Consider the following 6,256-nt stretch of genomic DNA (forward strand, 5'->3'; position numbering starts at 1 on the left):
GAGCACGAATGACCCACACCTGCACGCCGCCCGGCCTGGGCCGGCGCTCATTCCTCCGGGTCGCCGGCCGGGGCGCGGCCGTGGCCGCGACCGCCTCGGCCGTCCCCTGGCTGGCCGCATGCGGCTCCAGCACCGCCGGCGGCAACGGCTCCGGCAAGGGCCGGTTCACGGTGAAGCTCGCCTGGATTCCGAACGCGGAGTACGCGGGCATCTTCATCGGGGCCGAGGACGGGCTCTACACCAAGCAGGGGCTCGACGTCGAGATCCTGCCGGGCGGGCCGAACTCCGCGGTCGTCCCCATGGTCACGACGGACCGCGTCGACCTCGGCATCGAGGCGATCCCGGAGAACGTCGCCACCGCGGTCGCCCGCGGCGGGAAGCTGAAGATCGTCGGCGCCGGGCTGCTGAAGAGCCCCGAGTCCTGGATCTCGCTCGCCGACCGTCCGGTCAGGAACCCGAAGGAGATCGAGGGCCGGAAGCTCGGCATCACCCTGGCCGGAAAGAACACGGCCCTGGTGTTCATGAAGCGCAACGGCGTCGACGTCAGCAAGGTGAAGCTGGTGCCGATCCAGTTCGATCCCGCGCCGCTCGCCGCCCGCGAGGTGGACGCGATCTGGGGATTCGCGTCCAACCAGCCCGTGTCGCTGGCGTTGCGCGGGGTCAAGACGCACGTGATGCCGCTGGCCGACTTCGGGTTCAACCGGATGCAGAGCGTCTTCTTCGCGTCCCAGAAGACGCTGGACGACCCCGCCGCCCGCGAGCGCGCCCGCAAGTTCATGACGGCCAGCAGGCTGGGCTGGGAGGCGGCGCTGCGCGACCAGAAGCACGCCGCCGACGTGATCATCAAGAGGTACGGCGCGAAGCTCGGCCTGAAGCTCGACGAGCAGGCCGCGTCGCTCGCCGCCATCGCGCCGTACGTCAAGGGCGACGGCGACGGGTCCAAGGGCCTGTTCTGGATGTCGGACGCGCTCATCGAGGAGACGATCACGAGCCTGACCAGCATCGGGATCAAGCTCGACAGGTCGCTGTTCACCAACGAGCTGCTCGGGGGATGAGGCCCGCCATGCCGGAGGAGAGAACGCTGCCGGACACCGAGAAGACTCGCGCCACCCCAGCCGACGCCCGCGCCCAGACCTCCGAGGGGATCCGCACGAGCGGCCTGAAGAAGACGTTCACCGGGAAAGGAGCCTCGGTCGAGGCGCTGCGCGAGTTCTCCTTCGAGTCGCGCCGCGGCGAGTTCGTCGGGCTGCTGGGACCGTCCGGGTGCGGCAAGTCCACGGTCCTGCGGATGCTGGCCGACCTGGAGACACCCACCGCCGGGACTGTCACGGTCCACGGCCGGACGCCGCGCGAGCTGCGCGAGGGGAACGGCGTCGGCATCGCCTTCCAGGACGCGGGCCTGCTGCCGTGGCGGAGCGTGGAGGCCAACATCCGGCTCCCGCAGGAGGTGGCCGGCCGCCGCGACGGCGCCGCGGTCGCCGACCTGATCAGGCTCGTCGGCCTCAAGGGGTTCGAGAAGGCGCGGCCGTCGCAGCTGTCCGGAGGCATGCGCCAGCGGGTGTCGCTGGCCCGGTCCCTGGTCACCGATCCCGAACTCCTGCTGCTGGACGAGCCGTTCGGTGCACTGGACGACCTGACCCGGCAGCGCCTCAACTTCGAGCTGCAGCGGATCTGGGCCGAGCGGGGCACGACCACGGTTCTGGTCACCCATGGCATCGCCGAGGCCGTGCTGCTCTCGGACACCGTCGTCCTGATGTCACCCCGTCCTGGAACGATCCTCGACGTCGTCCGCGTCGACCTGCCAAGGCCGCGCACGCCCGAGATCCTGCAGGACACCGCGTTCCACGCGCTCTGCGACGAGCTGTCGGAGAAGCTGTTCACCAGCCGCGAGAACGGGACCGCTCCATGAACGCCGCCGCCGCCCGGCCTCGCGTCGCGGGCCTGCGGCATGTCGTCCCGCCGCTCCTGACGGTCGCGGTCCTGGTCATCGCGTGGCAGGTGATGTCGCTCGGCGGGCTCGGGTCGCTGGTGCCGCCGCCCGCCGACGTGCTCGCGCAGATGCGGGACGACGCCGGCTACTACGTGCCGAACGCGACCGTCACCATGTCGTCGGCGTTGCAGGGGTACGTCTGGGGCAACGGCATAGCGATCGCGCTGGCACTGTGCACGCTGCCGTTCCCCCGCGTCCAGGCGCTGTTCGAGCGGGTCGCGGTCGGCGCGATCGCGCTGCCGCTCATCGCCATCGCCCCGCTGCTCGCGATCGCCTTCCGCGGGAATGTCCCGAGCGTGATCCTCGCCGCCCAGGCCGTGGTCTTCACCACCCTGGTCGCCGCCATCCTCGGCCTGGGCAGCGTCGACCGGACCTCGGTCGACGTGGTGCGCGCCGCCGGCGGCTCGGAGTGGACGGTGATTCGCAAGGTGCGGCTGCCCGCCGCGATCCCGAGCCTCGTCGGCGGCCTCCAGGTCGCGGCCCCCAGCGCCATCCTCGGCGCGATCATCGGGGAGTACATGGGCGGAGAGGAGGGGCTGGGCGTCGCGATGATCCAGGCCCAGGGCGCGTTCGACGTGCCCCGCGCCTGGGGCCTGGCAATCGTGACCTCGCTTCTGGCCGCCGTGGCGTTCCTGGTGCTGCCGCTGGTCGTACGGCTGATCCTGCCGTGGACCCGCTCGGCGGACACCGTCCTGGACGCCCGCGCGGCCCGCCCTGGCCGACGCGACGCGCACCGGGCCGCCCGGGTGCTGCGCGCCACCTTCGCCGCGGTCGGGACGCTGGCGGGCGTCGTGCTCGGCTGGTGGCTGCTCGTCCTCGTCGTCCCGGGCGGCACCGAGGTCGCGCGGGGCCCGCTGGAGGTCGGACCCTACTTCGCCACCGGCGACACGCAGCTCGTCACCGCGTCCGGTGAGGCGGAGGCACCGCTGCCGTACATGCTGTCGTCGCTGCTGCGCACCATCGGAGACGCCGGCGTCGGCTTCCTGGTCGGGCTCCTCCTCGCGGTGGCGATGGCCGTTGTCGCGCACGAGTTCCCGGTGATCGAACGGGTGCTGATGCCCATCTCGATCGCCCTCCGGTCGATCCCGATCGTGGCCGCGATGCCGCTGCTCGCCCTCATGTTCGGGCGGGGGATCGTCGCAGTGACGATCCTGATCGCGGTGATGACGTTCTTCCCGATCCTCGTCAACGTCCTGCTCGCGATGAGAGCGGTCCCGCGCAGCGCCGTGGACCTGCTCACCGCCGTCGGAGCGGGGCGCAGGCACCACCTGACGAAGCTCCTCATCCCGTACGCGCTGCCGGCGCTGCTGGCCTCGGTCAAGATCGCGCTGCCGCTGTCCATCGGCGCGGCCATGGTCGCGGAATGGCTCGCCACCGGCTACGGGCTGGGCGCCTCGATGACCGTCGCCGCGACGCTGTCGGACTACGACTTCGTCTGGGGCGGGGTCGCCATCGTGCTGCTGGCCTCGCTCATGGCCTACCGCCTGGCCGGCACGCTGGAGGACATCGCGCTCAGCCGCCTCGAGTAATCGCGCTCGGCCGCCTCGAGCAGTCGCGCTCAGCCGCCTCGACTCATCGGAAGGCACGACCATTCACGGTCCCGGACACCGGGAAGTATGAGAAGGCGAATCATGTCGAGAACCATTCTGTCCAACGTCCGTGTGAACGGCGCCGGCGATCCGCAGGTCATCACCGTCGCCGACGGGAGGATCCACGCCGTCGGCACGGAGCCGCCGGCCGACCTCGGCCCCGCCGACCACGTCGAGGACCTCGCCGGGGAGATCGTCCTGCCGGGCTTCGTCGACGGCCACGCCCACGCCGACAAGAGCCTGTGGGGCGAGCCGTGGGTCCGGCGGACGTCGGAGCCGATCACCATGGAGCAGATGTTCGAGGACCAGCTGCGGCAGTGGGCGGAGACCACCACCCCGGTCGCCGCCCGGGCGCGCACCTTCCTCGACATGTGCGTCGCGTACGGCTCGACGTCCATCCGGACCTTCACCGACGTGGCCCCGGAGATCGGCCTCGACGGCGTCCACGGCCTGCTCCAGGTGCGCGAGGAGATGGCCGATCTCGCGGACGTGCAGATCGTGGCCTTTCCCCAGCTCGGCATCCTGCGGAAACCCGGCACCGCCGAACTGCTCGAACAAGCCCTGCGCGCCGGAGCCGACGCGATCGGCGGCCTGGACCCCGCCGGCGTCGACGGCGACGCGGCACGCCAGCTCGACATCGTCTTCGGCCTCGCCGAGAAGTACCAGGTGCCGGTGGACTTCCACGCGCACGAGTCCGGCGAGCTCGGCATCTGGCTCATCGAGCGGATCGCCGAGCGCGTCAAGGCGCTGGGCATGCAGGGCAAGGTCAGCCTCTGCGACGTGTTCAGCCTGGCCGAACCGACGCCGTCGCAGTTCGAGCAGCTGGCGTCGGTGCTCGCGGACGCGGACATCGCCGTCGCCGTCGGGGTGCACGGGCTCCTGCCGGTGCCCGATGTCAAGGCCCTGCACGCGATGGGCGTGCGGATGTGCCTCGGCTCCGACTCCGCCCGCAGCCGCTGGTCGCCGTGGGGTGAAGGCGACATTCTCGCCAGGGCGATGTTCTTGGCCTACAAGCGCTACTGGCGCAGGGACGAGGACCTGGAGTTCGCGGTCACCATGGGCACGACCCTAGGCCGCGAGGTCCTCGGCGCCCCGCCGTGCGACCTCAAGCCCGGGGACGTCGCCGACCTCGTCGTCCTCCCGGGCGAAGCGATCGGCGAGATCGTCGTGGCCCCACCGCAACGGACGCTCGTCATGAAGCGCGGGAAGATCGTCGCCCGCTCCGGCGTTCTGGTGCGCCCATGAACGCTTTTGCGCTGGCGGGGGCTGCTGCGGAGGAGTTGCGTGCCCGCGCGTCCGTGGATTCCTTCGATGTCGCGATCGTGTTGGGGTCGGGGTGGGTTCCGGCCGCTGACGCGCTCGGCGGGCCGGCCGTGGATGTGCTGGTGACCGAGTTGCCGGGGTTCGCTCCCCCTGCGGCCGAGGGGCATGCGGGGCGGGTGCGGGTGGTGGAGGTTTCCGGGCGCCGCGCGCTGGTGTTCCTGGGCCGCACGCACCTGTACGAGGGACACGGTGTCGACGCGGTCGTGCACCCCGTCCGCACCGCACTGGCCGCCGGGGTGACGACAGTGGTGCTCACCAACGCCGCGGGCGGCCTGCGCCCCGAACACCAGCAGGTCGGCGACCCGGTACTGATCTGCGACCATGTGAACCTGTCAGGCGCCAACCCGCTGACCGGCGCCAGGTTCCTGGACCTCACCGAGGCCTACTCCGGACGGCTGCGCACCCTGGCCAAAGAGGCCGACCCGACACTGTCGGAAGGCGTGTACGCGGCGTTGCGCGGCCCGACGTATGAGACGCCCGCCGAGATCCGGATGCTGCGGACGCTGGGCGCCGACCTGATCGGCATGTCGACCGTGCTGGAGACCATCGAGGCCCGCCGCGGCGGCGCCGACATCCTGGGCATCTCCCTGGTCACCAACATCGCCGCCGGGCTGTCGGACGAGCCGCTCGATCACGAGGAGGTCTTGGCGGCGGGACGCGCCTCGGCCGGGCGGATGGGCTCGCTGCTGGCGAGGGTGCTGGCGAAACTATGAGCGATCCGCACCGCGCCGCCGAGCACTGGCTGGCCCAAGACCCCGACCCCGAAACCCGCGCCGAACTCCGGGCGATCCTGGAGGGTGGCGACCGGGCCCTGGCCGACCGGGCCTTGGCCGACCGGGCGCTGGCCGACCGGTTCGGCGCCCGGCTGCAGTTCGGCACCGCCGGGCTGCGCGGCGAACTCGGCGCCGGACCCAACCGGATGAACCGGGTCACGGTCATGCGCGCCGCCGCCGGGCTGGCCGCCCGCCTACCCCCCGGCGGCCGGGTGATCGTCGGGTTCGACGCCCGGCACCGCTCCCGCCAGTTCGCCGACGACACCGCCGCCGTACTGGCCGGGGCAGGGCTGCGGCCCGAGGTGTTCGCCGACCCGGTCCCCACCCCCGTCCTGGCCCACTTCACCCGCGCACACGACGATGTGGTGGCCGGGGTGATGGTGACCGCCAGCCACAACCCGCCCCGCGACAACGGCTACAAGGTCTACTGGTCAGACGGCGCGCAGATCATCCCACCCACCGACACCCAGATCTCCACCGCGATCGACACCATCGGCCGCGTCGACCACCTACCGCTCGGCACCGACTGGCCCGTCCACCAGGGCGCGGGCCGCTACCTGGACGCGGTGTCGACCCTGCAC

The 6,256-nt window shown here is 71.8% G+C and carries 5 protein-coding genes and 1 pseudogene; all 6 read left to right on the plus strand.

Annotated elements, in window-relative coordinates; all coding sequences use genetic code 11:
- Positions 1-8: 8 nt before the first annotated feature.
- Positions 9-1,055: an ABC transporter substrate-binding protein gene (locus tag ETD83_RS08480; RefSeq protein WP_138644510.1), complete on the plus strand. Its 1,047-nt coding sequence runs from the start codon at positions 9-11 to the stop codon at positions 1,053-1,055.
- A gap of 8 nt (positions 1,056-1,063) precedes the next feature.
- Complete coding sequence (locus ETD83_RS08485; RefSeq protein WP_138644511.1) at positions 1,064-1,909, plus strand: ABC transporter ATP-binding protein; 846 nt, start codon at positions 1,064-1,066, stop codon at positions 1,907-1,909.
- Positions 1,906-3,519, plus strand: coding sequence for an ABC transporter permease (locus ETD83_RS08490; protein ID WP_138644512.1), 1,614 nt, complete (start codon positions 1,906-1,908; stop codon positions 3,517-3,519). Before ETD83_RS08485 ends, ETD83_RS08490 begins: the two co-directional genes overlap by 4 nt.
- A gap of 102 nt (positions 3,520-3,621) precedes the next feature.
- Entirely contained in the window at positions 3,622-4,824 is a 1,203-nt protein-coding gene (locus ETD83_RS08495; RefSeq protein WP_138644513.1) for an amidohydrolase, read from the plus strand.
- Positions 4,821-5,615: a purine-nucleoside phosphorylase gene (locus tag ETD83_RS08500; RefSeq protein ID WP_138644514.1), complete on the plus strand. Its 795-nt coding sequence runs from the start codon at positions 4,821-4,823 to the stop codon at positions 5,613-5,615. The genes ETD83_RS08495 and ETD83_RS08500 overlap by 4 nt, the downstream gene beginning before the upstream one ends.
- Positions 5,612-6,256: pseudogene (locus ETD83_RS08505) on the plus strand (phospho-sugar mutase); the annotation flags it as partial. The gene ETD83_RS08500 and the pseudogene ETD83_RS08505, both read left to right, overlap by 4 nt.

The sequence above is a fragment of the Actinomadura soli genome, assembly GCF_005889715.1.
In the GTDB taxonomy this organism is placed as follows: domain Bacteria; phylum Actinomycetota; class Actinomycetes; order Streptosporangiales; family Streptosporangiaceae; genus Spirillospora; species Spirillospora soli.

Coding starts and splice junctions, on each gene's coding strand:
- ETD83_RS08480 (WP_138644510.1), top strand. CDS start 9: ATGACCCACACCTGCACGCCGCCCGGCCTGGGCCGGCGCTCATTCCTC.
- ETD83_RS08485 (WP_138644511.1), top strand. CDS start 1,064: ATGCCGGAGGAGAGAACGCTGCCGGACACCGAGAAGACTCGCGCCACC.
- ETD83_RS08490 (WP_138644512.1), top strand. CDS start 1,906: ATGAACGCCGCCGCCGCCCGGCCTCGCGTCGCGGGCCTGCGGCATGTC.
- ETD83_RS08495 (WP_138644513.1), top strand. CDS start 3,622: ATGTCGAGAACCATTCTGTCCAACGTCCGTGTGAACGGCGCCGGCGAT.
- ETD83_RS08500 (WP_138644514.1), top strand. CDS start 4,821: ATGAACGCTTTTGCGCTGGCGGGGGCTGCTGCGGAGGAGTTGCGTGCC.